The following is a 25,804-nucleotide window of genomic DNA, read 5'->3' as shown; positions in this document are numbered from 1 at the left end:
GATAGTAAGATTGCGTTAAATTGCGTGGGCAATAAGTTGCCCACTCTACGCTTGCTTTGCAGAACGCAGGCTTAGTATAGTGAATTCACTAAACCAGTACCGCGTTGCCAGCTCTCTTATGTACTAGGTGTACACGTCGGTCGCTGTTGCCTTGTCCTGATTTAGTGAATCCACTATAACAAATAGCAAAGGAAAAATTAAATGGCATTAATCTATCAAGAAATTCCAATGTTTAATGAAGATAAAATTACTGAGATTCTTCAATATGGGAGTAATGAAGACAAATCAGAATTAGTCCTATCATTATCGCTTTATCAATATGATATAAAAAAAACAGAAAGTATAATTAAACTATTTTTAACAGGAACTAATGAGGATATGGCAAGAGTTGCATTAGTCGCATTAGGTCATGTCATTCGCCTTAATGGTCATCATGTAGATATTGAGAAATGGATAACTATTTTCAAATCACTGCCTTCGAAAAATAAGCTGCAAGGACAATTTGACGAAGTATTGGAAGATTATGAAATTTTTGTAAAACGCAAACAGCCAGCATAGCCTGTGCAATTAACACAAAATGTTAAATGGTAGGGTGCGTACCATGCACCATTTTACTGAAATAATGGAGATTCATATAATGAATAATGTACATTTTTACTTCGCATTTACCCGATTAAATCTTGGTATCAATGAATTATTTGACCTATTTAACCGCGTCTATCAGCACATGCCAGCACAAATCGGTAGTAAAATTTTTGCAGAAATGGATTATCCTACAGAAAACCTGACCAATGAACATTATTTAGAATTTCAAGGACAGCGTTTTAAAATCAATGAACTTTTAGAAGGGGAAGGTTTCTATGAAGAGATTGAGAGTGTTGTTGCTATTGAGATGGATAATCGCCAATTTGATTGGGTCAAGAAACTGGTGCAACAATCTGAATTTTTTCAATACCGCGACCGTTTTTTGGTACATCTTACCAATATTGAACCAGAACGGATAAGGGAAGCTCGTGATGAGCCAAGTAAAATTCAAAATGGCGACTATTTTGTTGATTTTGGTTTAGCTGGACCACTTCAAGCTCGTCCCGCTGGAACATTGTCATTAAGAATAATAGCTAATGAGCAGAGTATCAGCAAAGAATGGATAAAAAACATTGTATTGATGATTGCTCAAAGTAGTCCTCAATCTCTATTTATGGAATATATCCGTTATTTTGACCATTATGACACAGCAGAATCCATTTTTAGCGACCGCATGGCAGTAGATTGGCTGACTTTTTTACCTGCAGAAATTTTGCCTGAAGAAGTTCCTAGTGCACATGAAGTGATGTATTTTCCTAACGTTGGTAGCCTGATTATTGCTACGGAAAAAGTGTACAATTACCGTAATCCAGCCATGAGAAAGACAGCCGCCAATATAGAAAAGGAGCTTTATCACTTGGGTTTACTGCCGATTACGGCACAGGGATACAGTCCAACTATTGATGATTTACCGTTTGTATCGCGTGAACAAAGGTTACGTAATACACGGTCTCAATAATCAGCAAACGTAGCGTGGGTGTTTACACCCACGCATTCTATGCTATTTCTTATTCATTATTTTGGCATTGAAATTTCCTTTCAGGCTGCCTTGATTGATTAAATCATTCAGATAAATTCCATTAAAATTAAACCATTTACCCAAATACCCACAAATTTATGCAAGAAATCCTTGACGAATTAAAATTGAATCTGTATTATGTTGGTCTTTCGGGTCGTTAGCTCAGTCGGTAGAGCAGCGGACTTTTAATCCGTTGGTCGAGCGTTCGAATCGCTCACGACCCACCATATTTTACAAGCCTAAACAGTTGTTTAGGCTTTTTTCTTTGCTATCCAAATTGTCGGATTTTTTGGACTGTGTCCAAATTGTGTCCCAATTTAACAGCAAATTATCCGCGTGGTCTTGCAAGTGTTGTGATGAAAGATGTGCGTATTTCTGCACCATTTCCAAACTTTCCCAACCGCCCATTTCTTTCAGAGCCAAAAGCGGTACGCCACTTTGCACCAACCAACTTGCCCAAGTATGCCGCAAGTCATGCCATTTGAAATTACTAATCCCAGCTTCTTTTAAGCCTTTTTTCCAAATACGATGACTGACTGCTTTTACAGGCTGCCCTTTGCTGTTATTAAAGACAAAAGGTGTGGTTTTCTGTCGGACTGCTAAAACCTGCAATGCCACCTGATTAAGCGGTACGCCCAAAGCCTGACTGTTTTTGGTCTCATCAGGATAAATCCATGCGATACGCCGTTTCAAATCAATCTGTTCCCATTTTAAATTCAACACATTACTCTTTCGCAAACCTGTTGCCAGCGAAAAAATAATCATGTGCTGCATATAGGGCAAATTTTCAAAGGCATGAACCAATTTTTGGGCTTCCTGCGGTTTGAGCCAGCGAATGCGTTTTTTCGGCTCTTTGTACAATGTGAGTTTGGGAGCTTTACTTAACCAATCCCATTCATTCACGCATTTGTTCAAAATGGAACGAATTAACGCCAAATAGCGGTTTTTGGTGCTGTTACTACATGGTAAATCGCCTACTACTTTCATAATGGTTTTGCGGTCTAAATCTTGCAAATACCGACCACGCAAGGCGGTTAATTGCCGAATGCGACAAATATCGTCTTCAATACTCTTTTTGTCTTGTTTCTCCTTAATCCATTTGGCGGCGGCTTCGTCCCATAAATGTTTTGGCAGCACCCCTAAACGCTGTTGCTGCCAAATTTCATGTTCTAACTGTACTCTGTACGCTTGGGCTTTCGCCTTGTCGCTGGTGCCAGTAGAGCGTCTAATTCGCTGATTGCCTGCTCTGATGTCAAGATACCAAACGCCGTCTCTTTGATAGAGACCTTTGTTTTTACTTTGCTTTTTTGACATTGTTGTTCACTCCGTTGTTGAAGTGATGTCTGTACGACATCATTTTCAAGTGATTGAAGAAACTCGTCAAGTTTCGCCTGACGAATGCAATAGGCGCGCCCGATTTTTGCTGCAACCAGTTTTCCTGCTCTGATGTATTCGCGTAGGGTTTCAGGGTGGCAATGGGCGAGTTTGGCAGCTTCGGTTACGGTGTAGGTTTTCATGGTTTTTCCTGTTTAGGTAGCCTATTAAGGATATATTCCACGCCATCAGCACAACGATAGTGTGATTTTCTAACTGATATATCCTGTTTAATTAGTTGGCATTTTTCTATAATTTCAACTTCTTTTTGGCTTGGAGTAATCCATGCAATCAGCGAAACTATTATGGAAAGTGCTATGGCAAAACCTAATATAATCCCAAACCCGTTTTCATCTTTATCCATATTAATTTTCCTTTTGAACAAAATTCAGGCAGCCTGAAAAAATCCAAACTGCCCGAGCCATTACAAAATCAATGACGCAATCAACACGCCCACTTGTACCACCAGCAAAATCATCATCAAGCGAAAGGTGCGTGTTTCCAAGTTTTTGAACAAATCCGCCGACATTTCATCAAACTGGTTTTGTGCGCGTTGGCTGATTTGGGCAAACATTTTGCTTTCCGCTTGCGCCAACTCTTGCGCGTTGGTGTGCAAAATTTCCTGCAAAACAAACTTTTTTTGCTGTTCAAAGGCATCAGCCGAGCCGACAATCGCGTTGGCTTTTTTCGTCAATTCATCAAGGAAAAATTGCTGTTGCTCCTGATGTTGTGCCACCAGTTCCGCCATTTCTCGGCGTTGAATTAACATCATGGCAATAATCGGGTCGTCTGCCGTCATTTTGCAACCTGTCAATTCAAACACCGATACCATGATTTTTTGAATTTCGTCATTCTGCGCCGTCATGGTTCAATTCCGCGTCAGTTAATGGCAGGGCATCTAATTGTTCAAAAACGTATTCTTTGAACTTTTTGAGCCGATTTTTCGCCATAATTCGGAAATCGGGGGACGTTTTCACTTCTTCAAAGGTCAAATTGAGCGATGTCATTTGAGCAATGTCTTGTCCATAGGTATCCGCCGAAAAACTTTCCAACTTCACAATACCCAAAATATCATCTTGATATTGTTGGTAAATGCCAAATTGTTCAAATGATTTGCCGTCTTGTTCCACTTTGCCGTTGTGTTCGTTGAGCCAAATCACAAATTCCGCGTTAATGGTTTGCAAACTTTGGTTCAAGCCTTTCAAGCATTCATTCAAGGCTTGCCCACCTGTTACAGGAATATGCACGACAAGGCGGACATCATTTTCAGCCAGCATATCCGCCACATCATTTTCCGCCATGTACGCCATTAAGGGAACGAATGTTGCCGCTCCGTTATCCACCACCGCGATACCGTCCAAATTCAACAAATCTTCCAGCAAATCATCAAAAAAGCGTGTGTTGATGTTGTTGTCTTCGGTCAGAATGTTCACGACTTTGGGATTTAATGCCTGATAATGGCTGAAAGTCGGATTAACTGGGTCGGTATCGTAGCAATGCAATTTTGCTGTTTTGGGTTGCAAATATTGGGCAATAAAACTGCTGATTAAAGATTTCCCCACACCGCCTTTGCCTTGTGCTACCATGTGAACTTCTTGCATAAGATTATCCTTATGTGAAAGCCCCTTATGTGCCGATAAGGGGCTATTTGTTTATCAAAAAAAGAATGTTTGAGAATATTCAGGCTGCCTGAAAATTATTTCACGTCCACCCACTTATGACCGCATTGGTATTTTTCGGTGCGTGGTTTACTGCGCCAATGCGAGCCATCATCAACTGTGCGCGTACAATAAATAGGCTCTAATTTGGTTTTGGGGACGGTCGTGTATTCGTGATTTTCGTAAACCGCGCAATAGCTCGGTTTGACCGTAGAAATCACAAAGCGGCGGTCTTCACGGCTGCCAACGTAACGCCCGATTTTGTTCAACTCGGCGGCATCACAACGCCCTGCGCCATTCGCCAACGCATTAACCAGTTGTGGCATATTCGGCTCTTTGCTGGACGGACACATATTCAAGAAATCTTTTCGTGCCTGAATGGTTTTGTGGGGCTTTTTCAATTTGATTGAAAAATAACGGCGCAAGGATTTGGCGCACTCGCTCGGACGCTCTGCGCTGGACAAGCACAAAATCGCTTCACAAGCCAAGCCCACATCGCCACCCAAAACATTGTCATCGGCATGGGCTGCCATAGGTGCAAAAAAAGTGGCGGAAACAGCCGTTACCGCCAATAAGTTTTTAATTTTCATGATAAAACACTCCTGAAAGTAGGTTGGTTAAACTTCATAATCCTTTTGGGTTGAAATGGTTACACACCCAAGCCAACTCTACAAAACCAAACTGAATTAGCTTGAATTTGCAACCATTTCAGGCAGCCTGAAACACTTTTTCATCAGAAAAATAAGTGTTCGGGTAACGGCGGTAAATGCTTTTCTGTAAACGCTCATACGCGGCTCGGACGTTGGGAAACTTGCGTTTTTTCCTACTTCCGACCATTTCTAGTGTTGCCTGACCGCGCCCATTTTTCGGCGGACGGCATACGGCAATTACTTCAACCAAACCGTTGCGTTCGCGTACCAGCGTAACCGTTTCGCGGTTCAAATCATCGTAAGTGATTTTGGCGTAATTACCAGTCAAGCTGTCCACGCTGAATTGCGCGTGTGCCAGCGCGGTTTCGCGGCTCATGCCATTTGCCAGCATTTTTTTGAACTGGTTGTGAATGTGATTGCGCTGCTCTTGATATTTGGTGGCAGCAATCGGGCGCAGAATACGCGCCAAAGTATTGTTTTTCATAACAAGCACCTATAATAAAAAATTGCGACCGTTCACTCGGGTAGGACAGCCAAGTGAACGGTGCAATATTGCATGAAAAAAACAAGCACACGATTTCATCGCGGAGCAAGGCTCAACGCTGCCTGAAATCCTGTATTCGCTATCCATACTGCCGATAGCGTTAGAACAATTCCGTAGATATGTTCCAGCATTGGGAATACGTCCCAATTAAACAAGATACGTTCAAATTGCCGCCTATTCACGGACGCACAACGCGCTACCCGTATGCACGGACATTTCAACTGCTTGGGGCTGATTGAATGCAGCCTGTAACCCATTAACGGCTTACTTTCTGAAATCAATCAGGGAAGTTGGGTTACTTGCGTTTCCAAATTGTTAAAGAACTTAAAATTACTAACTGAAAATATTTTAAGATAACTTAAAATAAAAAACAAGAAAAATTTTAAGTTTTCTTAAATTTTTTAATGTAAAAAAGCCCGTTACTTTTTGGTTAAGTAACAGGCTTATTTTAAATCAAATAGTTATCCGCGTTTTCGTCTGTAAATACGATGCTCAACCATTGTGCCAATAATGCTTACTTCCACATTGGCTGAATGGAGTTTCCCATAGTCATCATTCAGGGGGATTAAAATAAAATGTTTTAAATCCCCTGAATTATCATTATCTAACTTGTATTTGCGGAAAATAAATTGATTGCCATATTTGGCAATGACAAATTCTCCTGCTTGCGGCTCTACATCAGGGTCAATAATAATGACATCGCCAATCTCAAATTCGGGAGACATGGAATCATCTTTGATTTTCAGACCAAAGGCATTTTTAGACATTTTAAAATCAGTCATAATGTACTCTATTGTTAGTTTAACAAGTTGAGTAGTATCACATTCTTTTAATTTGTCTAATGAATGCCAGTCATAAATAGGCAGACGAATATCATCAATAGGAGAATATGGAGTTACCGCTAACGGTCTATCTCGTTTTGGGCTACCGCGCAATAGCCAGCTAAATTCACAATTTAAAATAATGGACAAATCCAACAAGTTTTCTGCATTAGGCTTTGTGGTATCGTTTTCCCATTGCGAAATCGCTGCATGGCTTACTCCCTGCATTTTCCTTGCTAAATCTACCTGAGTGAGTTTTAAGGCTTTCCTTTGCTCTTTTATTCTTTGCCCAAGTGTTTCAATCATAAGACCACCTAAAATTTTACAGTTTTAGCAATCTTAAAACATATTGATTTAAGATTGCTTTACACTTATAATTTTAAGAAATCTTAAATTTTTGGAAGCAATGCCATGTATAAAAAAGACGTACTGAATTACTATGGAACGCTTGTTAAGTTAGCGGAAATATTGAAAATTTCCCCATCGGCAATCAGCCAATGGAAAGACATTATCCCTGAAAGACAGGCATACCGTTTACAGCGATTAAGTAATAATGCTTTAACGGTTAATCCCGAATTGTACAAACATTAAAAAATTAAGTCCCTTAATCAAATTAAGGGACTTAATGAATTGAAACGCAACAATAAAACTTTGGTCGGTTCACATTGTTGCATTCCCAAAAAACAAGCGAATTGTATCATAAAATGATTTTATTACAAACCCTTAAATCACATCTCAACGAAGAATGCGCCATTGTTTACCGCGAATTTAGCGCAATTTGTGGCACAAATGTTCAGGCTGCCGCGATGTTGTCCAAATTCGTGTATTGGTCTGATGTCGTTCATCGCGCCGAGCCGCAAAAATGCGGCTGGTTCTACAAAACCGCCCAACATCTCTACGATGAATTGGGCTTAACCCGTCGTGGCTATGAAAAAGGACGAAACTTTTTGATTTCACAAGGTTTATTACAATATAGACGCGGTGGCGTTCACGGTAAAATGCACTTTTGCGTGAATTTTGGGCGTTTGCTGGAAATGGTTTATGAAATCAAAGGCATGGTCGCCCCAAAAAATATTTTGCAAACCCAAATTGACCGCAACAATTACACCATTCCCAAATTTATTCCATTGGACAAATGGAATGATTATCTTGATGTTTACAAAGAGAAAAAAGGCAAGTTTCCCAGCAATAAACAAAAAAGTGCCTTGATTAAGCAGTTGGCGCGTTTGCGTAGTAAATTTGATTTGAATGTGGTTATGGAACGCAGTATTGTTGCTGGTTGGATTGGCTTTTATTCGCCTGAATATCAGCCCAGCCAAGCGAATACCTATCAAGAGCAAAAGCACATTCAAGCCGTTCAAAAAGAAATCCAAGAGCAAATCCAGCAACGTGCAGAGCCACCACCGACAGCCGAGAAAAGGCAGAAAGACCGCCGTTACCTTGCTGAAATGATAGCTCACCTGGACAAGGCTAAAAAATGGTAAAGTCGTGATGACTTTGCCGTTTTGGTCGTGTTTTTTTTGTAGGATAAATGTATCTTTTGTTTGGATTTTTATTCATTTTTTCCCGAAATGCACCCATAGAACACCCAAAATGGGTGTTTTTTTATTTTGGCTTTCGCTGAACTTTGTTTCAGGCTGCCTGAAAAGGATTTTTGCCTATTTTTTAAGCAAAAATCAGCATTTATTCATCAAGTAGAAAATGTTTTAAAATCATGTCTTTGTACATTTTGAACGATGTACTTTGTCCAAATTGAACCTTGTACTTTGTCCCAATCGTACAGGCTCTATACAAAGATTTCTTTCATAGATTACGGCAAAGAAAATGAGCGCGGTCGCGCTCGGTGGTATTTGGATTTTTTGTTTATCAGAAAGAAAATGCGTGTGCTGTCTATCTACATTTTTTCTTGATAAATGGTTTTAGGCTGTCTGAAACAGTAAAAAAAGCCTATTCCCACAAGGAAAATAGGCTATTTAAATTATTCCAAATACAATTCGTTTGGTAATGAAAACGGTGGGTGTTCTGAAAAATCCACAATTCTAATGGCATTATCCCATTTCATATAGTGCAACACATATTTTGATGTCTGCTCACCAAATGGTTTATTCACATCATATTCAGGAATGCCGATGTGGTAATGCCAAAGTCTATGCTGTTGGGCATATTGGACTTTTTCTAGCCATTTTGGGTCATCTTTGGGGACTTCGTGAGACGGTTTATTTCTGCCAGCTAAACCAGTAAAGCCATGCTTTTGAATATGCAGGATAAAATCAGCAATTTTGATTTTGTCGGCGGTAGGGTAGTTTTTTAACTCTTGTTGAAAGCGTTTTCCTAATTCTACGTTCATTTACTGCTCCAACCACTTGATTAAATCATCTCTATTTTCAAATTTAGGAACAGCCACGAAATCATCTTCAACCCGTGATTTCATGCGTTCTAAATCAAAATTAAATGGTTCATCAGTATTTTGGCTATGAACGTGGTTAATTAACAATTCTGTAACATATTCTGATTTGTTTTGCCCCTTAATAGAAACCAATTTTTCCAATTTTTGATTGATTTCATCAGACAAAATCAAATTTAAAACAGCACTCATGATTTTTCCTTTCTTAAACTAAACCGTCCGAAGTGGCGTTTTTCCAGTCAAATTTTTTGATGCCTTTTTTCAGTTTGGGCTTATCCGTAGGTGTGGGCTTTTCCTGCTCGGTGGATACTTCGCTGGTTTGTGTGTTGGGTGTATTTTCGGGAGCAGGTGCATTAGGTGGAGAAACCACTTTTTCCTTTTGATGAATAATCGGCTTGGGCGGTTCAACAACCGTTTGGGGTGTCGGTGTTTTGGGCTGAATGTTTTTCACGATAAAAGCGTGTAGCGTTTTTCGTGTAACCACCAGCATTTTTTTCTCGGACAAATAACGCAGAATGTCAGGCTCGGAATAATCGTGTTGCCATAAAGTTTGAATATCACTCAAATACGGCTGTAATTTTGAGCGGAAAGTCGGCGTGTTTTCTGCCATAAAATCATCTAAATCACTCATAAGCAAAATTCCTAAATTATTTCCCTAAATCGTACCATAAATTTCCATTTTTATACACATAATTACCAAATTATTTCCAAATTAGGAATTTATTTTATCAAGAAAGGATTATTCCCCCTAATTTACTGTTTCATTTTTACCATAGTTGGATTTTTAATTTCCTTTTGATGAATATTTTGTTCCTAATTTTACCAAATCATTACCAAATTGCTACCAAAAATGGCTAAATTTGTACTAAATAGACGGGGTGGGCTGATTTTTCTTTATTTTAAAACCTTAAAAATTTAGAACGCAGGATAGGCACAACGTGCCAAAAACACCGCTAAATGCGATGTTTTACATTCCGCGTTCGCGGAAACGCCCCTTGTGGGGCTGGTTCATCAGGCACAAAAAAAGGCACTCCGAAGCCCATAGTGGACTTCGGAATGCCTTTGGTATCAGAAAGAAAGTAGGGCAGCGCGTCAGCGTTCCATTTCCCAATCATCACGACTGGGATTTTTCGGCTCGGCTTTCGGCTCGCTGGTTTGGGTTTGAGATTGTTGGAGAGAATGCGCGTGGCGGTCGTAGATTTGTTGGGCTTGGGTGTCCAAACTTTTTCCTGAAACTTCGTTGGCAAAATCTTTCATGATTTTGGCTTCGGTTTTGTAACCCAATTTGTACAATTCCCTTGAAATCAAGCTGTACTGCCCTGTAATGTGGTCTTTGGCTTGCTGGGCTTTTTCCTGAAAAGGGTGTTGCGGTCGCTGTTGCGCTTTCAGGGCTTCTAAAATCGCTTCAACATTGGCTTGGGCAATGTGGCTACGCTTGATGTTTTCAGGCTGCTTGCCCTGTTTTTCTTCCTGCATGGTTCGGATAATGATTTGGCGAATGTCGGCTTTCTGCCCTTTAATGCTCTGCCCACGATGTTGTCGCCGCGTGGCGGTGCATTCTACACCTTGTTCACGCATTTTTTCGGCGAAGCGGACACGCCATTCAAACAAATCATTTTTGCGTGGATTTAAGCGGATACCGTCTTCATCACGAACCATGACACACAAGTGGACGTGTGGGTGGGGTGGCTCGCCGTCTCGCTCGCTTTCATGGTGCAACACAAAGGCATATTCATGTTTTTCAAACTGTTCAGCCGCAAATTGACGCGCCGCATTCAACACGGCTTGCGGTGGCGTACCTGCTGGCATGGACAGCACAATGTTAATCGCTTCGCGTTTGTCGGAATTTTGGGGAATGCCTGATTTCTGCCAATGGTTCATCAGGGATTGAATGGCTGGATTGCCTTGAACTTTGTCGCCATGATTGGTTTCAAGTGGCAATTCGCCATTGCGCGAAATGTATTTCATATGATTTTGTACACCGTTAATTCCTTTGGAATTTTTGCTGACACGTTTGGCGATTTTAACCATAACTTCGGGCTTTTTGGCGGCGGCTGCCTGTAAATTTTTCAAACCTGTACCCGATTTCAAGCCTGTTTTGGCAAATGGCTTGGGGCTACGGTTTGGGCTGCCACCACCCAAAGAACTGCGCTTGGGCTGCACGGCATGGGTTTTGTAGCCGATAAACCAATCATCAATTTGCCTGTTTAGCTGCTTCATACATCAATCTCCAACTTTCACTAAATTTAAGCGGTTTTTCTTGCTTTTCCAGTACCCTATGAACAATATCCGTGTGATAGTCCAAATATTCCACAAGTTCATTAAGCTGTTTGGTGGTAAGTGATTGGGGCGACATTTCATTAAATTGTCTTGCTATCTGATTGATATTTCGCCCAATCCGTAAAAGCTGGTAATTGTATTGAAACAGAGCTTGAACCGCGTCATTGCCTAAAACAGGGTTTTGGGTAATGTATTCGGCGATGATGTCTCGGGCTACTTCGTTTAGGGTGCTATGTTGTTCTTTGGCTTTTTGGGTCAAATAAACCTGTTGCTTGGGCGGTAATCGCAAGGTTAAACGCTCAAATAATTGTTCTTCATGTGTATTTATTATTTCAGGCTGCCTGATTTGCGCTTGCAACAATTTTTTGGCGAGCAGCGAAACGCTGGCTTTACCGTAGCGTTCTTTGGCGATTTGCCGCAACTGCTGAATTTCATCAGTTGTTAAGCCGTAAACATCTATTTTCTTTGATGAATTTTTCACTTTTTTCTCCGATTATTGCGTTTTGAAGTGCGCCGCCAATACTGTTTTTCGCAGCGTTGGCAGCAATAGCGAAAGCGGCGGTCGCTGGCTTCGGTAACGACCACGCCCACACCGCAATTTTGGCAATAAAATTGACGTGGTAATGTCAAGTCGCCACTAAACTGATTGACTTTCATGGTGTTTTCCCAATACAAAACCCTGCTTAACCATTTGGCTAAACAGGGTTTTTGGTTTCAAAAATCAACAAATCAAATCAGCGTTCCATTTCCCAATCATCACGGCTGGGCGCGCGCTCGTGGGCTTTTTCTTGCGCTTTTTCAGGCTGCCTGTCTTGCGTTTTCGCAGGGTCGGGCGCGTGGTATTTGCCATTGCGGATTAAATCCGTTTGGTTCTCGTAAATGGCTTGCCGCGTTTTTTCGTGGAACTCGGCTGGCATATGGCGCATGGCTGCCAATGCTTGCCGCTCGTAAAACCGTGCTTTGTGCTGCTGTTCGGTCGGCAAGGTTGCCAATTTGCTTTCGTATTGCGCTTTGGCGGTGTCGCTGGGTTTGGGGGCGTTAGTCTGTTGCGCTTGCGTGGCATGGGCTTTGACCGTGTCCGCCGCTTTAACTGCTTCGGTAGGAATGGTTTTTATGGTGCTTTCGGGACGTTCAGGGGTTGCGGATTGCTGTTTCAGCTTTTCGGCTTCGGCAATGCTGTTTGTGGCGCGTTCTTCGCGGCGGCGTTCCAAAATGGCTAAATCTTCGGGGCTGGGTTTGTAGCCTTTGGTGGCAATGCCGCGACTTTCGGCTTCTAACCACATCTGCTGCTTAAATTCTTGGCTGCCTGAAATTTTGATACTGTCCCAACCTTTGGCTTTTGCCACGTCCAACATATCCTGAATGGTTTGTTTGTCGTCTCGGGCGGTGTGAATGGTTTTGCCTTTGTCTTCAAACAACACGGTTTTGGGATTGTCAGGCGCGGTGTAACGCAATAAATGTGCGCCCATTTCGTGGTTCATCACGCGGAAACGCTGGGCATCTACGGCAATCATGCGACTTTGCAAATGGGCTGGGATTGTGTAATCCAAGCCTGTATTCGCTTGGGATTTTTCCTGCTCGGGGGTAGGGCGTTCAGGTTCGTTTTTTTCTTGCTTGGGTTCTTCGGTTTCAAGCTCGGTCGTGGGCGGTGTTTGCGCTACTCTGGGATTTTCAGGCTGCCTGAACTCGGTCTTTTCAGATTCGGCAGGGGCAATTTCACGCTGGAATGCTTCGTATTCAATGGTATTGTGCATTTCCTGTTCGGGTTCATCAGGTTCAAGGTTGGGGCGTTCAGGCTGCCCGATTTTTTCGCTGGGTGTTTCTTGTTCAGCTTGATTGGTTTCTGAAACGGAAACAGCCACATCATTTTCTGATGTGGCTGTCTCGGGTTCAGGCTGCCTGAAATCGGCAGGGGTGGTTTCGGGTTCAGGTGTTTGGGCTTCTTGCTGATTTTGCGCGACTTGTGGACGTTCTTTGGGTAAATCTTCAAAATTGTAATTGTAGAAATCGGGGGCGCGCTCGTTTTCAGGCTGCCTGAACTCGGGTTCGGGTAAATCGTGCTTTTGTGGGTTTTCGTTTTCCATACTGCTTTCCTTTTCAGAAAAAGAAACAGCCACATCTTTTTCTGATGTGGCTGCTTGGGTGGGTGGGCTTACTTCTTCGTTTCTTGGTGGTTGCGGTTGCTGAAAAACGCTTTGAAGAACCTGTCCGCGTCCTTGCCATACTGTTTCAGTTCCTGAAATTCTTGCTCCGTCAATTTCAGGTGCTGGGTGTACTGGTCGTTGTTGGGTTTCAACAGATTGGGTTGTTTGTTCATGATTTAATTCCTTATTTTGTGATAAATTCAGGTTTTGCCGTGCTTCTTGAACACGCTCTTGGATTTGTTCCAGCGTGGGTTTCCGCAAATGTCCTGCTTCTTGCTGGGTCAATTTGTCCACACCATAACCAAATTCCTGTTTCCAATATTCGTTTAAACCTTGTTTTTGTTGCAAAGATTGTAACATATTGGGCTGAATAGGAATATCCACTTTTAAAGCGTGTGCCGTCATCACGGTTGAACCAATGACTTTTCCGCCCTTGTTCTCAATATAACCTTTGAGCGTGGCAATCGTACCGCCAACAGAAAGCGTATCATCAACAATCAAATACGATTTGCCAGCCTGAACTTCGCCTTTAAACTCGGGTGGGGCAACATAGCGGTGGTAAATGCCTGTATCGGTGCGTTTAACGGTATTACTTTGAACAATATCCGTGTCCACCTGTAATCCCAATTTATCCGCTAATGCGTGTGCTGTGGCGTGTGGAATGCGATTTTTACCGCTCGCTTCTTCGGATTGAATGGGTACAAGAATGGGCTGATTGTCGCCAATCAAGTTTTTGATTTCTTGAATGGTTTCATCTTTCAACAGCTTTTCCACCAATAAAGCCGATTGCACCACATCGCCAGCTTTGGCGGCTGGGTATTCGGGTTCATTTTTCAAATCGCCCAATTTTCCATTACTAATCACGGGCGGAAAATCGTTCCATGCAGTACGGATTTCCTGCGGCTCGGCATTTTCAGGCTGCCTGATTTCCTGCTCGGGCAAAGGGTCGTAACCATTTGCCACGCGCCAATAATTGTTTTTCAACAATTCTTCACGCGATAACTCGGGTTTAACGTGTTCCATTTCAGGCTGCCTGAAATCCGTGTCCGCTTTCATTTCAGGTTCTCGCGCCATTGCCAAGCCGTCAAACCGTTCACGCACCGCGTCAATTCCTGCTAATTTGTGCAAATCGTTGAAATCGGTCGGGATTTTGTTTTCGCCAAATTTTTCTTGAAATTCAGCGATTTGTTTATCGCTAAATTCAGGTAGCAGAATTTGGGCGCGCTCGCCCCACACTTCGGCGGCGGCTTGGGCTTTGTGTAAACCTGTTTGACTGGGGTCTTGGTCGGCGGCGAAATAAACAGGCACGTTTTCAGGCAGCACGTTCAACAGCTTTTCCGAAACCGCTCTTAAATTGCCCGCGTCAAACGCCACCACAACAGGCTTGCCAGTCGCTTTATGAACGCTGGCGGCGGTCGCAAAACCCTCCGCCAAAATAATGCCTTGTTGATTTTGCTTAAAATCGCCAATAATCGTGTACGCGCCTTGCTTTTGACCGCCATTCAGGAATTTTTTGTTGCCGTCTTCATCAATGGTTTGCACATTGACCAATTTTTTCTCTGAATACATGGGAATAATCAACTGCTTTTTGCCGTTGTATTCGTTTTGGCGGATAACGCTCATGGCGGCTTCGCTCAACCCCAAGCCTTTGTTTTGGGCGTAGGCGTGTTTGGGGTCGGCTGGGCTGGCATTTTTCCAAATACCGTAAGCGGTTTTTTCCGCTTTGGCATGGGCTTGGGCAATGCGCTCGGCTTCGGCGCGTTGCTTTTCTTGGGCAATTTGGGCGCGCTGGGCGAGCGTTTCGGGGCTGGGTGGCGTGTAAGGGTGTTCAGGGCGGTAGCCGTTTTCACGCGCCACTTTGAACAAAGTCGCAATGTGAATGTGTCCTGTTTTAATGGATTTCCACACCGACTGCGCGTCCGTTTGCTTGTAATTGTCGGCTTGGCGAGACCAGTTGTCCCACATTTCAAAGCCGTTTTCGCCCAATTCGTCTTTAATCGCCGCACCCATGCGAAACCATGTCTCGCGGTCTTGTGGGTCAATGTGGTTCAGGGCGTTTTGAATGTTGTCGTAATCGCTCATGTTTTATTCTCCGTTGTTTCTATTGAATTTTCTGCTAACAAAGCTGCGATTTCAGGCATTTTATCCAGCAGCCACAAATCGGGTAAGTTTTTGACTGCCTGCATATTTTCAGGCGTATCATTCGTTCCCTTGCGTATCATCAAAGCCAACACGCTTTCGCTTACCGCTTCTTTGTTCACGCATTTTTCCCACTCAAAACTTGCCATTTCTTCTGCGCTCAATGGTTCGGTTTGGGTTTGGGGATTTTCAGGCTGCCTGAAATTGGTTTCGGTGGCTGGCTGAATGTGATTTGGGGCTAAATTTTCCTGATAATGCACTTTGGGAACAGGCAAATCCAGTTCAGGAATTTTGGGAACTGGGTATTTTTGTTTGTCCAAACGTGCTGTAAAAACAGGGTCTTGCCAATAAATGATTTTTTGCGCGTAAATCGGACGGACTTTGTTCAGCGTAACAATGCAATCGCTGGCGGGCATGGTTTTCATCTCGTCAGGGTTCATCACGGCGCGTTTTTGGTCGGAAATGCTTTGGCTGCGGCTCGTGCCACGACCCGAAGAGCGCGAAGTGGAACGGCTTTTGAACGTCTCGTAACCAATGATTTCGCTGTATTCCTGCGCGTCCTTTTGGTCGCGTGGGGTGTACAGCACCCGACAGGCAAAGTTGGTGGTAAGCGTCCGCGCAGCTTCTTTGCCGTAGATGTCTTCCAACTGGGACGGCGACTGGTTGATAATCAGCAAACGCAAATTGTAGCCAGCAATAAACGCGACCGCGTTCACGATTACGGACATTTTGCCCAATGCTGGGAACTCGTCCATTAACAGCAAACATTGGTATTTCAGCGCAGGATTGTTTTCAGGCAGCCCTTGTTGAACATTCACGTCAATCAGTTGATTAAAAAACAAATTCATCAAATTGCGAAACGTCCCCATTTCCGTAGGCACAATGCCGATGTAAATTGTCATGCGCTTTTTCCGCAATTCATCAAGACGGAAATCATCGGAAGACGTGGCTTTTTCCACAACAGGGTCAAGAAACATACCCAATGGCGCGGTCAGCGATGACAAAATGTCCGCGCCCGTTTTCGGCGAGCCGTTCACAAATCCCAACAGCAAAGTTTGGCATTGCGAACTCAAATGGGGGCGGCTTTCAATTTCATCTTTCAGCCATTCATTGAGCGGTCGCCCATCGGTCGGCGAAGTCAGGCGGAACAGATTTGCCAATGTGGTGCGTTGGCGGTAGTCGGACAAATCGCGCTCGGGTTCGGTTTCAATCAAAAACAAACTCAATCCGACAAACAATTTACGCGCAGATTCCGTGAAAAACGTGGAACTGCCGCTATCGTTGTTGCCCGAAGCGAGCAGAATGTGCGCCATATTCATTAAGTCTTTGTAAGTAAAGCGTGAATCTCGGCGAATATAGGTGTACGGATTCCAACAATGCGACATCAGGGGCGACATGGTTTGTAAAGTGGGGTCGGGGTTCTCTTCGCTGCTCGGCAACACCCCTGCTGGATTGAACAAATAAACTTCTTGCCCATTTTTTTGCCGAAAACCGCCTGTAATCAAAAAGTTTTCATATTTGGGGTCGTAAACCACCATACTGTCCCGATAATGCAGACAGTTGGGAATAACAATGCCGACACCTTTACCCGAGCGTGTAGGCGCGTCCAATTCAAAAAATTCATTGCCAAACCAGCGCAAATATTGCCCTTTGTGTTTGCCAATCAGAATGTCGGGCATTTTTTGTTTTTCGCGTTCTTTGGCGTTTTGGAGCAGCCCAGCTTGGCGGATTTCCATATCGTTTGCGAAACGCGCCGAGCCGTGCAATTCACGTTTGGGTTTGCCCAAAATCAGAGCCAACATCACAACAATCAAAGGCAAAAAGCCCAGCAGAGCCGATAAAATCGTGGACGCGACCAAAGGCACAAACATGGTTTCAGGCAGCCTGTTCATCTGCCAATATTTCAGCAACAAGAATGGGCTGGGTTCGGTTTTTTTGAGCGAGAGCCAATCCACAAAAACGGTCGCGCCCAAATAAAAACCGCCTGCCAAAGCAAGCGGTTCAAGTACAGCCAAAAAAACAATTAGGGGGAGTATGGGGCGTTTGGGTTCAGACATGGTTTTTCCTTTTGATGATTAACGCCCTTGCAAGGCGTGAAGTTTGGCGACTGGGTTGTAATACAGTTCAGTCATGTAGGTTCGGTTGAAAAAACACACAACATCAATGGTGGAACGGACGGTATTTAAAATAAAATCATAGTCCATTGTGCGCCCTGTCGCGGATTCTTTGGCAAGCTGGGCAATGCGGTAAAACACGGATTCCGCATTGTTGGCATGGACGGAAGTCAAACCGCCAGCGTGTCCCGTGTTCAGCGCGGAAAGGTAATCCCATGCTTCATCGCCGCGTAACTCGGTCAAGAAAATGCGGTCGGGTTTCAGGCGCATACAAGCGGCGATAATCTGTTTTGCCGTGATGTGTTCTTTGTAGAACAGGTGGACGTGGTTTGGGTGTTTGGGCAAGTCCAATTCGTGCGTGTCTTCAATCGTGATAATGCGCGTTTTGGGGTCTATCAGGTCGGCAATGGCTTTGGTAAACGTGGTTTTGCCCGAACCCGTACCGCCTACCATGCAAATGTTCAAATGCTTTTCTACCGCCAATTTGAAAAAGGCGTTTAAATCACGATTTTCTTTGTATTCCAATAATTTGTACTCCCAATCTTGCAATTTCACATCATGGGTCAATTTCAGGCTGCCTGAAACATCGGCAAATTGGCTGCCGTTGATGTCTGCCACGTCTGCAAAACCGCTCAATCGCTGCGTTTTGACATAATCATCAAGGGAAAAGCGGCTGTTGGACGGTTTGCGAAACGAAAACACGATTGTCCCATTTTCGCAAGACGGCGGAATAAGGATTTGTCCGCGTTCGCCGTCAGGCAGGGTAACGGAATGAATGGGGTCTTTTTCGCTGATGTGTTTTTGATTGAACGTGGTTAAAATATTCGCCAAATGGCGCAATTTATCCAATGTCAATTCGGGGATTTCCAGCCGTTCCGTGCCATTTGGACGCTCCACAAACAATTCTTGTGGGCGATTTATCATGACTTCGGTAACGCCACTTTGGTTCAACAATTCGGTAATGCCGAGATTGTCCAGCAAATTGCGCGCGGACGCATCGGCTCGGATTGATTGATTTTGCATTGTGCAATTCCTTATTCAAATATTTCAGGCTGCCTGAAATATCAAGCAGCCTGAAAATCATTTAAAAATCAAAACATTTCATACGGTTTAACCACTTCATACACACCGCTAAAATCCACGTCTCGCGCCACCATGATGTTAATCAAAGTGCCGTGATTGATGTAGGCGGTGGGCGGAATGTTAATGCTGTTTTTCAGGGCTTCGGTCGCCATGTCCTGCGCGGCTTCGGACGAATTTTCAAAGGAAATGCGCTGTCCGTCCCCTGAATTTTGGCGGTTGGCGTAGCTGTCTCCCAAATCGCCAATCAAGCTAATCATGATTGCGCCACCAAAACGCTGCCAAAAATGGTATTTCACTCGTGCGCCCACGCCAGCCGCGCCCAGTTGCCCTGCGGCTGGGCTGGCAAGTGAAACCGTTACGCCTTTGGGCGTGGTAACTTCGTTCCACAAAATTCCCACGCGCGCCTGACCTTGCAACATGGCGGCGGTTTGCTCGCCGATGATTTTTGAGCCTTTTTCCAGCAACAAAACTTTGCCGTTTGCCGAGTAAATGTCTCGGGTAATCAGGCAACGTGTAAAACCTGCTCGGGTTGTGATGATTTGCGTGTCCAATGTGCAGAGAATGTTTGTGCCTTTGGCTAACACATAATCCATTTTGCCGCGTTGCATGGCGCGAACAGACGGCGTTTGGGTGGGTTTCAGGCTGTTGGCAAAGGCGTTTTCTTGCAGTTTGCGCTCGTCATCATCAGCAAAATCAGTTTGTGAAGATTGTGAAGCGGTTGCCATAAATGGGCTGTTTTCGGCTTGATTTTCCGCATTCAGGCTGCCTGAATTGTCCGCGCTACCGTCCGCCGATAAACCACTCCCCGAACTAACCAGCACATCGCCCAATAAACGCGGATTGATGGGCTTTTCTTTCGGTGGCTCGGGTTCGCGTTCCACCTGAACAACTTGGGTTTCTTGAACTGGCTGGGGTTGCGGTTGCGCTTGGGTTTCTACCGTTTGAATGGGTGGGACTTCCTGCGGTTGGGACGCGGCGACTGCTTCCGAAGCCACCGCCAATTCCAAACTTTCACGCTCTTTGATGTCGGATTTGTCTTGGTTGAAATTGTGGCTTTGGTTGTTTTGCACCATGTCCATTTCGGGCTTGGTGTTGGTGGCGGTTTCTTCATCGCCACCAGTAAACACAATCGCCCCAGCCACAATCAGCCCAGTTGCAAACAGCAAACCCAAAAACAAGCCCACTTTGCCCATATTGGACTTGCCTTGTGGATTGTCCAAATCGGGCATACCTTTCTCAATTTGGCTGTCGCCGATTTTTTCCGCCAAGCTCGGTTCGGTGGTTTCGGGTGTGGCTTCGGTGGTTTTTTTCTGGAAAAATACCATTTTTATTCCCCTTATTTCAATAAACGCACGGATTGATTGTCGTCCGTGCCTGTATGGTTGAACGTGCCTTGTGGATTGAAACCGCGATTTTCAATCAGCAAAACCGCACGCCCCAAACGCAACATGATTTTTTCGTTCACTTCATGAATGACGGTGGTGTCATTTTCGCGATGGGTGTTGAGCAGCGTTTCCGAGCCGTCTGTTTCCACACGGTAAATGGTGGGAACATCACGCCCATTGTTGAATTTCAGATAAGTAAAACGTCCGTTGTCCCACATCGCAGTCGGCGCAAGTTTTTGGCTACCTTGCCCAAAATACAACTGATTGGACGACATCACATCATGCACCGCGCCTGTATCGGTCAAGGTTTTGAGTGCTTGGTCTTGTTTGGCGCGTAAGGCTGCCTGTTTTTGGCGTTGTTCTGCTTGCTTGGCTTTGCGTGTGTCGGGATAATCAAAGCGCAGAATGTAAGTGGGCGGATTTTTCGGATTAGCCATTTTCAAATCAAAGGCATACGTCCGTTTATTGGACACAATAATCATATTGGTAACAGGGTCGGCAGATTTGGGCTTGAAAATGACATTGTTACCGCGTGTTGCGTGTGTCCATGCTTCGGAATGCCCAATCCCCACCAAAGCGTTTGCATCGCTGATACGTTCGTTTTCTTCAAGCTGCACCATTGCTGCCTTACCAATTTCCGCGAAAATCGGATAAACGCGATTGGGATTGTAGGTTTCAGTGCGAATGCGCCCATCGGCAATCGCCGAAAAAGAAGCCGCCACAGAAATTGTGGCGGCGGTGGTTTTCATCAAAAAAGAATGTTTCATTGGATATGCTCCTTATCCACACGGTAACTGGTTACTTGGAAACCCAAAGGATTGATTAAGCGGTCTTCGTCTTTCATGCCAGCGTTTTTGTACTCGTAGGCAATCGTGGCGATGTAGCGTTGCGGTGCAGGTTGCACATCGCTTTTATTCAGGGGAATAACCGCTTTTTCAAACCGAACTTGTGCCATATTGCCCACAAAGGCAATCGCATTCACTTTAACCACCACTTTTGCGGTGTCGCGCAAGATTTTGTGTGGTGCGTTGGGATTGTCTTTGTAGATTTGGCTAAATTGGGCTTGTTCTTGTTGCGAACTCAATAAATTGGTCGCGTCAAACGTATCTTGAACCGTTTGCCAGTCATAGCCTTCGCGGTAGCGGACATATTGCGCGAGCCAAAACTTGTCCATGACTTCGCCATAGCTTTTTTCCTGCTTTTTCATGGTGGTAACAATATCGGTTGCGCCAGTATTGTTGTCCACCCGAATAACAAAAGGCTGCACAGTTTTAAGCGGCGTTAAGCCCAACACCGCGCCCACCGCCAAGCCAGTCAAAACCATAGACCCCCCTGCCACATACCAAGCAATTTTCGCCACTTTTTTTGTCCGCTCAATGTCGGACTGATGAAATTTCTTGGCTTCGTCCACCATTTTCAGGGCGGTACGGTGGCTTTGAACCTGCGTTTGTGTTTTGTTTGACATACAAAATCCTTTTTCAAAATCAGTTAGTAAACTCAAATTTCACTTGTTTGTTTTCACGGTCAATTTTCAATTTGGCGTTAAACGACTTGCCCGATTTGCCCACAAATCCCTTGATTTCGTCCGTGTGTCCGTTTTCAATCAAGACGTGGATTTGTTTATCGGTCAAGGTTTTGCTAGCAATGGTTTTCCACAATTTGAAACCGCAATCGCATTCCAATAATTTGCTTTTGTCGTTCAGACTGCCTGAACAGCATGGGCAAACAAAGGTTTTGGCTTGTTTTACACCGCTCAAATCCACAAATGGCATTTTGTGGGTTTGCAAAATCTGCACCAACTCGCGCACCGCCCACTCAATTTCCGCCATAAATTGTTCGCGCTCACATTGCCCTTTTGCCATTTGCGCCAATTTTTGTTCCCATTGCGCCGTAACCATTGGATTGACGAGCAGAGGATAATGTCGCCGCAAATGTTCAATCACGGCAATGGCGCGTTCGGTGGGGATAAGCTGATTTTTTTCCACCACCACAAACGGCGGTTTATCGCCTTTGGCTTCTTTGAGTTTGGCAATGGTTGGCGGTCGTGTTGCCGCCGTTCCCAAGCCGCCTGTTTCGCGCATGATGTCGCTTAACTCGGCATCGTCCAATTTGCGCCCTGCGGTTTCCATTGCCGTGAGCAAGGAACTGTCATTGAGCAATTTGGGGGCTTGGGTTTTGAGTGCTTTTAAATCAATGGTTTGGGAAGATGTGCTTTCGCCATTTTGGATTTCAGGCAGCCTGAAACCTTTTTCTTCGTCTTCGTCCATGCCACCGTACACCGACAACCAACCCCACACTTTCAACACCTTGCCTGTTGTCTGAAACACCACATCGCCCGATTGCGCCGTTCGGGTTGTAACCGCGTATTCGGCTGGCGGAAAAAATGCCGCCATTGTCCGCAACGCTACCATATTGAAAATGGCGTATTCATCGGCTGGCAAAATCTGTTTCAATTCACAATCAGACAGTTGCGACAAAGGCATTTCCACACCGTTTTTCACAATAAAACCAGTCGGCACAATGGCATAGTGTGAATCAATACGCGAATTATCAAAAACACGCGGATTTTGCACAATCAAGTTTTGATTGTTCATATTTAAAACAATGTCTTGATATTCCTGCAATGCGCCCAAACCGTTCAAAGTGGCGGTCATGGTCGGTAAAAAATCTTCGGGCAGCGCGTCAAAATCGGAACGTGGATAAGTTAAACATTTGTAATCCTGATACAACAACTGCATGATTTGCAAAGTTTTATCCGCCGAAAATTTGAATTGCTTATTGGCTTGTTTTTGTAAAGCGGTTGCCGAGAACAAATACGGCGCGGATTTTTTGCTGACCGTGAAATCATCTTTTACCATAAAATCAGGGATTTGCTGAATGTTCACCAAAGCGGCTTTTGCCTGATTAAAATCATCAAATTTGGCGACTTTATCGTTTTTATCCAATAATTTAGCGGTAAAATCACCACCGTTCACCGTGAAATCACCATGAATTTCCCAATAATCCTGCGGTTTGAAATTTTTGTTGGCTTGGTAAGCGTCCACAACCATAGCCAGCGTGGGTGTCATCACGCGACCGACCGCATGAAACAGGGCGCGGCTGCCGTTAATGCCCAAGAGCCAGTCGGCTTCCGCTCGGCTTTTGGCTGCCATGTGCAGGTGGTGGACTGCTGCGCCGTCTTTCAGATTGCGCCATGCGTCCAAGTAGCCGTCTTGGGTGGTGGACGTAATCCACATACGTTTAACAGGTTTCATGCAGCCTGAAAGCTCGTAAACGCGGTAAAAAATGCTCTCGCCCTCGCGCTCCGCATCGCAAGCATTGACAACCACAGAAACGTCCGAGCGGTGCAACAAATGTTTCAATAAATCATATTGTTGCTGGGTGTTTTCTTTGGTTTTCAGTTGAAATGGGCGTGGCACAATCGGCAAAGGCACATTTTTACTTTCCAATTCAGGTACATACAAATCCACCAAATGTCCAATGCAGTTGCTGATAATCAATTCATTGTTTTCATAGTAATTTTTACTGCGTGGCACACCCAAAGCGGCGGCGATTTCTTTTGCTACATTGGGCTTTTCGGCGATGATTAGGGTTTTACTCATGTTTTAACTCCAATGGTTGATTATTCATGTTCATCAAAGAATTAGGGGCGGCGTAAACGGTTTCTTGACCGTTAATCGGAAAGAATTTGCCGTATGGTTTGGGCGGATTGTGGCTACACGCTGCCAAACCGAGCGGCACAATCATCAAGAAAAAAGCGTGTTTCATGGTGCGATACTCCAAAGAAAAAAGCCTTAAATCGTTGGGATTTAAGACTGGGTTTAAAAAGAGAAAAAATCATTTTTCTAATTGATTTTATTGAGAAAAATGTGTATAATATTCAGTAATTTCAAATTAAATGGGTGTTTACTATGAAAAGCCAAACCATTCAAAATAAGCATTATTTTATTGAGATTTATTCAGGTACTGTAACCGATTTTTCTCAACGCTCCGAAACGCACGTTTCAGGTAGTGGCTCGGAGGGTTCGGTAGAAATCAACAGCAAAGTAACCAATCATTTGAGATTTTTTCTTGCTGATGAAAATGGGGCGGAAAAAGATTTCCAAATCACAAATTGGGATTTTCCTATGCGAGTTGGGTATAATATTCAAGTTTTTACTTTACTTCCCAATTTCACAAAAAATAAAGAAAATAAAGACCTGATTGTAGCCATTAAAAATACCAATGTTGGCGATACCGCAATCAATTATGAAATGATTAAAGAGTTTTCCCAATCGTGCTATGCGTTGTCTTACTTAATGGGTATTGGCTTGGTTGTGGTATCGTTGATTTTTGGCATGACATTGGTCTTTTTGGACATACATTTGAATAATACATTGGGCAATATTATTTCAAATCTTGTTGTTTATTCCATTTTGGGTTGTTTTATTTTTTATAATATCCAATGGAGACGGTTAAATTCCACTCTAAAAAAGCATTTAAAACAAGTAATTCAATAAAATTTAGCTGCCTGAAACAAGGTTTTTCAGGCAGCTAAATTTTTAGCGTTTAGATGATATGGAGTTACCAAATCTTGAAGCTACTTTACTGAATGCAGCACGAGATTTGTTACGAATACCTAATCCGCTCCCTGTTAATGGGCTTGAATGTTTGCCACCATTCAAGGCTTGGCGTACAAAATTAACCATAGTAGAGAACCCCCCAGCACCTGCGCCACCTGTCAGAGCGGACGCAATAGACGGAATATTGAATGCCACAATCACAAACAACATGGTAACAGTAATAAACATGGGCAAGATACCGAAAATTTGTACCACATCATCTATCGTGTCTCCTGTTGCAAGGGGTTTGAGATGGGCATCAAAAAACTTCATTTGCAATGACATTAAAATTGTGAAAAATGAAATGGTTACAGAATAGTTGAAAATTTGGCTTATCCAATTCATTGCGTATTGTCTTGTTGATGAAAACAACATCATGCCTAGAAAAAGTGGACCGATTAACAACACCATTGCCAATGAAATTTTTGCCACCAAATAATAGGCAAGTACAATGCCAAAAAATATCCCCCCTAATAAAATAATGATACCAGCAGCCATAAATACCATAATTTTATCAGGTAATTGAGCTAGACCAGTTAATTGTGCAGCTTTTGCTAAAAGTTTTTCAATGAGTTGCATAATACTGTCCCATGCGGCATCAATCGCGCTGGCTTCAAATCTACCATTAAAGGTACTGGCTAACCATTCGGGAAATTCATACGCCATATTCGCAATTTTTTGATATTGTGCTGCATTAAAGGCACAAGCAATAATAATCAGCCATGCCACCGTTTTTTTCGCTAAATCAACGGCATTCCCATCAAATCCACGCCCATAGGCGTTTAAGATGATTATCATGAAATAAATACCAAATCCCATTGAAAATAAGGGCGCAATACTGGTAATTAGGTTAGCACTTTTATCAAATAAATCCGTTCCCATACCTGTAAGCAGGAAATCGGTGGTATCTTTCCAAAAAGTATCACTCATGTTTTTTTTCCTTGTTTTATTCAGGCAGCTTGAAAAAACAAAATACGTCTTTTCAGGCTGCCTGAATGCTAAAA

28 protein-coding genes and 1 tRNA gene are annotated in these 25,804 nt (G+C 43.7%); 6 read left to right on the top strand and 23 right to left on the bottom strand.

All coding sequences use genetic code 11. From position 1 onward, the window contains the following. Nucleotides 1-201: 201 nt before the first annotated feature. The 3 genes from MIS45_RS00275 (at nt 202) to MIS45_RS00265 (ending at nt 1,830) form a co-directional block, all read left to right on the top strand. Nucleotides 202-558 carry a hypothetical protein gene (locus MIS45_RS00275; RefSeq protein ID WP_249446947.1) on the top strand — a complete coding sequence of 119 codons (357 nt, stop codon included), beginning with the start codon at nt 202-204 and terminating at the stop codon, nt 556-558. A gap of 43 nt (nt 559-601) precedes the next feature. Further along, a complete protein-coding gene (locus MIS45_RS00270) occupies nt 602-1,543 on the top strand; it encodes an Imm52 family immunity protein (protein WP_249450645.1) in 942 nt (313 codons plus the stop codon). A gap of 211 nt (nt 1,544-1,754) precedes the next feature. Continuing rightward, nucleotides 1,755-1,830 (top strand) — tRNA-Lys (locus tag MIS45_RS00265). Nucleotides 1,831-1,834: 4 nt separating this feature from the next. Here MIS45_RS00265 and MIS45_RS00260 read toward each other — a convergent pair. From MIS45_RS00260 to MIS45_RS00225, 8 genes are all read right to left on the bottom strand, one after another. Then, nucleotides 1,835-2,833: a tyrosine-type recombinase/integrase gene (locus tag MIS45_RS00260; RefSeq protein WP_488153797.1), complete on the bottom strand. Its 999-nt coding sequence runs from the start codon at nt 2,831-2,833 to the stop codon at nt 1,835-1,837. Then, nucleotides 2,773-3,120 (bottom strand): helix-turn-helix domain-containing protein, encoded by a 348-nt coding sequence (locus MIS45_RS00255; RefSeq protein ID WP_084693545.1) that lies wholly within the window; start codon nt 3,118-3,120, stop codon nt 2,773-2,775. The genes MIS45_RS00260 and MIS45_RS00255 overlap by 61 nt, the downstream gene beginning before the upstream one ends. Further along, complete coding sequence (locus MIS45_RS00250) at nt 3,117-3,341, bottom strand: hypothetical protein (RefSeq protein WP_034292940.1); 225 nt, start codon at nt 3,339-3,341, stop codon at nt 3,117-3,119. The genes MIS45_RS00255 and MIS45_RS00250 overlap by 4 nt, the downstream gene beginning before the upstream one ends. A 60-nt stretch (nt 3,342-3,401) precedes the next feature. After that, nucleotides 3,402-3,842, bottom strand: coding sequence for a hypothetical protein (locus tag MIS45_RS00245; protein WP_249450643.1), 441 nt, complete (start codon nt 3,840-3,842; stop codon nt 3,402-3,404). Next, nucleotides 3,826-4,578 carry a nucleotide-binding protein gene (locus MIS45_RS00240; RefSeq protein WP_249450642.1) on the bottom strand — a complete coding sequence of 251 codons (753 nt, stop codon included), beginning with the start codon at nt 4,576-4,578 and terminating at the stop codon, nt 3,826-3,828. The genes MIS45_RS00245 and MIS45_RS00240 overlap by 17 nt, the downstream gene beginning before the upstream one ends. A gap of 95 nt (nt 4,579-4,673) precedes the next feature. Next, nucleotides 4,674-5,225, bottom strand: coding sequence for a TrbM/KikA/MpfK family conjugal transfer protein (locus MIS45_RS00235; RefSeq protein WP_249450641.1), 552 nt, complete (start codon nt 5,223-5,225; stop codon nt 4,674-4,676). Nucleotides 5,226-5,343: 118 nt separating this feature from the next. Continuing rightward, nucleotides 5,344-5,769 (bottom strand): hypothetical protein, encoded by a 426-nt coding sequence (locus tag MIS45_RS00230; protein ID WP_249450640.1) that lies wholly within the window; start codon nt 5,767-5,769, stop codon nt 5,344-5,346. A 521-nt stretch (nt 5,770-6,290) separates the two neighbouring features. Then, nucleotides 6,291-6,956 carry a LexA family protein gene (locus MIS45_RS00225; protein WP_249450639.1) on the bottom strand — a complete coding sequence of 222 codons (666 nt, stop codon included), beginning with the start codon at nt 6,954-6,956 and terminating at the stop codon, nt 6,291-6,293. 105 nt (nt 6,957-7,061) lie between these two features. Between MIS45_RS00225 and MIS45_RS00220 the strand changes: the two genes are divergently transcribed. Both MIS45_RS00220 and MIS45_RS00215 read left to right on the top strand, forming a co-directional pair. Then, entirely contained in the window at nt 7,062-7,241 is a 180-nt protein-coding gene (locus MIS45_RS00220; RefSeq protein ID WP_032133424.1) for a Cro/CI family transcriptional regulator, read from the top strand. 113 nt (nt 7,242-7,354) lie between these two features. Continuing rightward, a complete protein-coding gene (locus tag MIS45_RS00215) occupies nt 7,355-8,134 on the top strand; it encodes a hypothetical protein (protein WP_249450638.1) in 780 nt (259 codons plus the stop codon). A 494-nt stretch (nt 8,135-8,628) separates the two neighbouring features. Here MIS45_RS00215 and MIS45_RS00210 read toward each other — a convergent pair whose 3' ends face one another. The 14 genes from MIS45_RS00210 to MIS45_RS00145 all read right to left on the bottom strand — a co-directional run bounded on the left by MIS45_RS00210 (nt 8,629) and on the right by MIS45_RS00145 (nt 23,967). After that, the gene (locus MIS45_RS00210) at nt 8,629-8,997 is read right to left on the bottom strand and encodes a hypothetical protein (RefSeq protein WP_249450637.1); all 369 of its coding nucleotides are present in this window, start codon (nt 8,995-8,997) and stop codon (nt 8,629-8,631) included. Beyond that, nucleotides 8,998-9,246 (bottom strand): hypothetical protein, encoded by a 249-nt coding sequence (locus tag MIS45_RS00205; RefSeq protein ID WP_034292926.1) that lies wholly within the window; start codon nt 9,244-9,246, stop codon nt 8,998-9,000. A gap of 13 nt (nt 9,247-9,259) precedes the next feature. Further along, a complete protein-coding gene (locus MIS45_RS00200; protein WP_249450636.1) occupies nt 9,260-9,685 on the bottom strand; it encodes a hypothetical protein in 426 nt (141 codons plus the stop codon). A 461-nt stretch (nt 9,686-10,146) separates the two neighbouring features. After that, nucleotides 10,147-11,274 (bottom strand): relaxase family protein, encoded by a 1,128-nt coding sequence (locus MIS45_RS00195; protein WP_249450635.1) that lies wholly within the window; start codon nt 11,272-11,274, stop codon nt 10,147-10,149. Next, nucleotides 11,249-11,815 (bottom strand): plasmid mobilization relaxosome protein MobC, encoded by a 567-nt coding sequence (gene mobC / locus MIS45_RS00190; protein ID WP_249450634.1) that lies wholly within the window; start codon nt 11,813-11,815, stop codon nt 11,249-11,251. Before mobC ends, MIS45_RS00195 begins: the two co-directional genes overlap by 26 nt. Further along, on the bottom strand, nt 11,812-11,991 hold the full coding sequence (locus tag MIS45_RS00185; protein WP_249450633.1) for a hypothetical protein: 180 nt from the start codon (nt 11,989-11,991) through the stop codon (nt 11,812-11,814). The genes mobC and MIS45_RS00185 overlap by 4 nt, the downstream gene beginning before the upstream one ends. Before the next feature lie 77 nt (nt 11,992-12,068). Further along, nucleotides 12,069-15,560 carry an LPD7 domain-containing protein gene (locus tag MIS45_RS00180; RefSeq protein ID WP_249450632.1) on the bottom strand — a complete coding sequence of 1,164 codons (3,492 nt, stop codon included), beginning with the start codon at nt 15,558-15,560 and terminating at the stop codon, nt 12,069-12,071. Next, a complete protein-coding gene (locus MIS45_RS00175) occupies nt 15,557-17,674 on the bottom strand; it encodes a type IV secretory system conjugative DNA transfer family protein (RefSeq protein ID WP_249450631.1) in 2,118 nt (705 codons plus the stop codon). Before MIS45_RS00175 ends, MIS45_RS00180 begins: the two co-directional genes overlap by 4 nt. 18 nt (nt 17,675-17,692) lie before the next feature. Then, a complete protein-coding gene (virB11, locus tag MIS45_RS00170; RefSeq protein ID WP_249450630.1) occupies nt 17,693-18,754 on the bottom strand; it encodes a P-type DNA transfer ATPase VirB11 in 1,062 nt (353 codons plus the stop codon). A gap of 68 nt (nt 18,755-18,822) precedes the next feature. After that, nucleotides 18,823-20,139 carry a type IV secretion system protein VirB10 gene (virB10, locus tag MIS45_RS00165; RefSeq protein ID WP_249450629.1) on the bottom strand — a complete coding sequence of 439 codons (1,317 nt, stop codon included), beginning with the start codon at nt 20,137-20,139 and terminating at the stop codon, nt 18,823-18,825. An 11-nt stretch (nt 20,140-20,150) separates the two neighbouring features. After that, nucleotides 20,151-20,966 carry a TrbG/VirB9 family P-type conjugative transfer protein gene (locus tag MIS45_RS00160; RefSeq protein WP_249450628.1) on the bottom strand — a complete coding sequence of 272 codons (816 nt, stop codon included), beginning with the start codon at nt 20,964-20,966 and terminating at the stop codon, nt 20,151-20,153. Next, nucleotides 20,963-21,664 (bottom strand): VirB8 family type IV secretion system protein, encoded by a 702-nt coding sequence (locus MIS45_RS00155; RefSeq protein WP_249450627.1) that lies wholly within the window; start codon nt 21,662-21,664, stop codon nt 20,963-20,965. Before MIS45_RS00155 ends, MIS45_RS00160 begins: the two co-directional genes overlap by 4 nt. A 19-nt stretch (nt 21,665-21,683) precedes the next feature. Then, a complete protein-coding gene (locus MIS45_RS00150) occupies nt 21,684-23,801 on the bottom strand; it encodes a DNA topoisomerase (protein ID WP_249450626.1) in 2,118 nt (705 codons plus the stop codon). Next, entirely contained in the window at nt 23,794-23,967 is a 174-nt protein-coding gene (locus MIS45_RS00145) for a putative periplasmic lipoprotein (RefSeq protein WP_249450625.1), read from the bottom strand. The genes MIS45_RS00150 and MIS45_RS00145 overlap by 8 nt, the downstream gene beginning before the upstream one ends. A gap of 143 nt (nt 23,968-24,110) precedes the next feature. On the opposite strand from MIS45_RS00145, the gene MIS45_RS00140 reads away from it, so the two are divergent. Next, nucleotides 24,111-24,698, top strand: coding sequence for a hypothetical protein (locus tag MIS45_RS00140; RefSeq protein ID WP_249450624.1), 588 nt, complete (start codon nt 24,111-24,113; stop codon nt 24,696-24,698). A 42-nt stretch (nt 24,699-24,740) separates the two neighbouring features. Here the strand turns inward: MIS45_RS00140 and MIS45_RS00135 are convergent, their stop codons facing one another. After that, a complete protein-coding gene (locus MIS45_RS00135; RefSeq protein WP_249450623.1) occupies nt 24,741-25,730 on the bottom strand; it encodes a TrbL/VirB6 family protein in 990 nt (329 codons plus the stop codon). Between the last annotated feature and the right edge of the window lie 74 nt (nt 25,731-25,804).

The organism is Wielerella bovis (assembly GCF_022354465.1).
In the GTDB taxonomy this organism is placed as follows: Bacteria; Pseudomonadota; Gammaproteobacteria; order Burkholderiales; family Neisseriaceae; genus Wielerella; species Wielerella bovis.
This window is presented reverse-complemented; position numbering and strand designations above follow the sequence as displayed.

Bases quoted from the DNA above. Each gene is read 5' to 3' on its own strand.
- MIS45_RS00275 (WP_249446947.1), top strand. From the start codon at position 202: ATGGCATTAATCTATCAAGAAATTCCAATGTTTAATGAAGATAAAATT.
- MIS45_RS00270 (WP_249450645.1), top strand. From the start codon at position 602: ATGCACCATTTTACTGAAATAATGGAGATTCATATAATGAATAATGTA.
- MIS45_RS00255 (WP_084693545.1), bottom strand. From the start codon at position 3,120: ATGAAAACCTACACCGTAACCGAAGCTGCCAAACTCGCCCATTGCCAC.
- MIS45_RS00250 (WP_034292940.1), bottom strand. From the start codon at position 3,341: ATGGATAAAGATGAAAACGGGTTTGGGATTATATTAGGTTTTGCCATA.
- MIS45_RS00245 (WP_249450643.1), bottom strand. From the start codon at position 3,842: ATGACGGCGCAGAATGACGAAATTCAAAAAATCATGGTATCGGTGTTT.
- MIS45_RS00240 (WP_249450642.1), bottom strand. From the start codon at position 4,578: ATGCAAGAAGTTCACATGGTAGCACAAGGCAAAGGCGGTGTGGGGAAA.
- MIS45_RS00235 (WP_249450641.1), bottom strand. From the start codon at position 5,225: ATGAAAATTAAAAACTTATTGGCGGTAACGGCTGTTTCCGCCACTTTT.
- MIS45_RS00230 (WP_249450640.1), bottom strand. From the start codon at position 5,769: ATGAAAAACAATACTTTGGCGCGTATTCTGCGCCCGATTGCTGCCACC.
- MIS45_RS00225 (WP_249450639.1), bottom strand. From the start codon at position 6,956: ATGATTGAAACACTTGGGCAAAGAATAAAAGAGCAAAGGAAAGCCTTA.
- MIS45_RS00220 (WP_032133424.1), top strand. From the start codon at position 7,062: ATGTATAAAAAAGACGTACTGAATTACTATGGAACGCTTGTTAAGTTA.
- MIS45_RS00215 (WP_249450638.1), top strand. From the start codon at position 7,355: ATGATTTTATTACAAACCCTTAAATCACATCTCAACGAAGAATGCGCC.
- MIS45_RS00210 (WP_249450637.1), bottom strand. From the start codon at position 8,997: ATGAACGTAGAATTAGGAAAACGCTTTCAACAAGAGTTAAAAAACTAC.
- MIS45_RS00205 (WP_034292926.1), bottom strand. From the start codon at position 9,246: ATGAGTGCTGTTTTAAATTTGATTTTGTCTGATGAAATCAATCAAAAA.
- MIS45_RS00200 (WP_249450636.1), bottom strand. From the start codon at position 9,685: ATGAGTGATTTAGATGATTTTATGGCAGAAAACACGCCGACTTTCCGC.
- MIS45_RS00195 (WP_249450635.1), bottom strand. From the start codon at position 11,274: ATGAAGCAGCTAAACAGGCAAATTGATGATTGGTTTATCGGCTACAAA.
- MIS45_RS00185 (WP_249450633.1), bottom strand. From the start codon at position 11,991: ATGAAAGTCAATCAGTTTAGTGGCGACTTGACATTACCACGTCAATTT.
- MIS45_RS00180 (WP_249450632.1), bottom strand. From the start codon at position 15,560: ATGAGCGATTACGACAACATTCAAAACGCCCTGAACCACATTGACCCA.
- MIS45_RS00175 (WP_249450631.1), bottom strand. From the start codon at position 17,674: ATGTCTGAACCCAAACGCCCCATACTCCCCCTAATTGTTTTTTTGGCT.
- virB11 (WP_249450630.1), bottom strand. From the start codon at position 18,754: ATGCAAAATCAATCAATCCGAGCCGATGCGTCCGCGCGCAATTTGCTG.
- virB10 (WP_249450629.1), bottom strand. From the start codon at position 20,139: ATGGTATTTTTCCAGAAAAAAACCACCGAAGCCACACCCGAAACCACC.
- MIS45_RS00160 (WP_249450628.1), bottom strand. From the start codon at position 20,966: ATGAAACATTCTTTTTTGATGAAAACCACCGCCGCCACAATTTCTGTG.
- MIS45_RS00155 (WP_249450627.1), bottom strand. From the start codon at position 21,664: ATGTCAAACAAAACACAAACGCAGGTTCAAAGCCACCGTACCGCCCTG.
- MIS45_RS00150 (WP_249450626.1), bottom strand. From the start codon at position 23,801: ATGAGTAAAACCCTAATCATCGCCGAAAAGCCCAATGTAGCAAAAGAA.
- MIS45_RS00145 (WP_249450625.1), bottom strand. From the start codon at position 23,967: ATGAAACACGCTTTTTTCTTGATGATTGTGCCGCTCGGTTTGGCAGCG.
- MIS45_RS00140 (WP_249450624.1), top strand. From the start codon at position 24,111: ATGAAAAGCCAAACCATTCAAAATAAGCATTATTTTATTGAGATTTAT.
- MIS45_RS00135 (WP_249450623.1), bottom strand. From the start codon at position 25,730: ATGAGTGATACTTTTTGGAAAGATACCACCGATTTCCTGCTTACAGGT.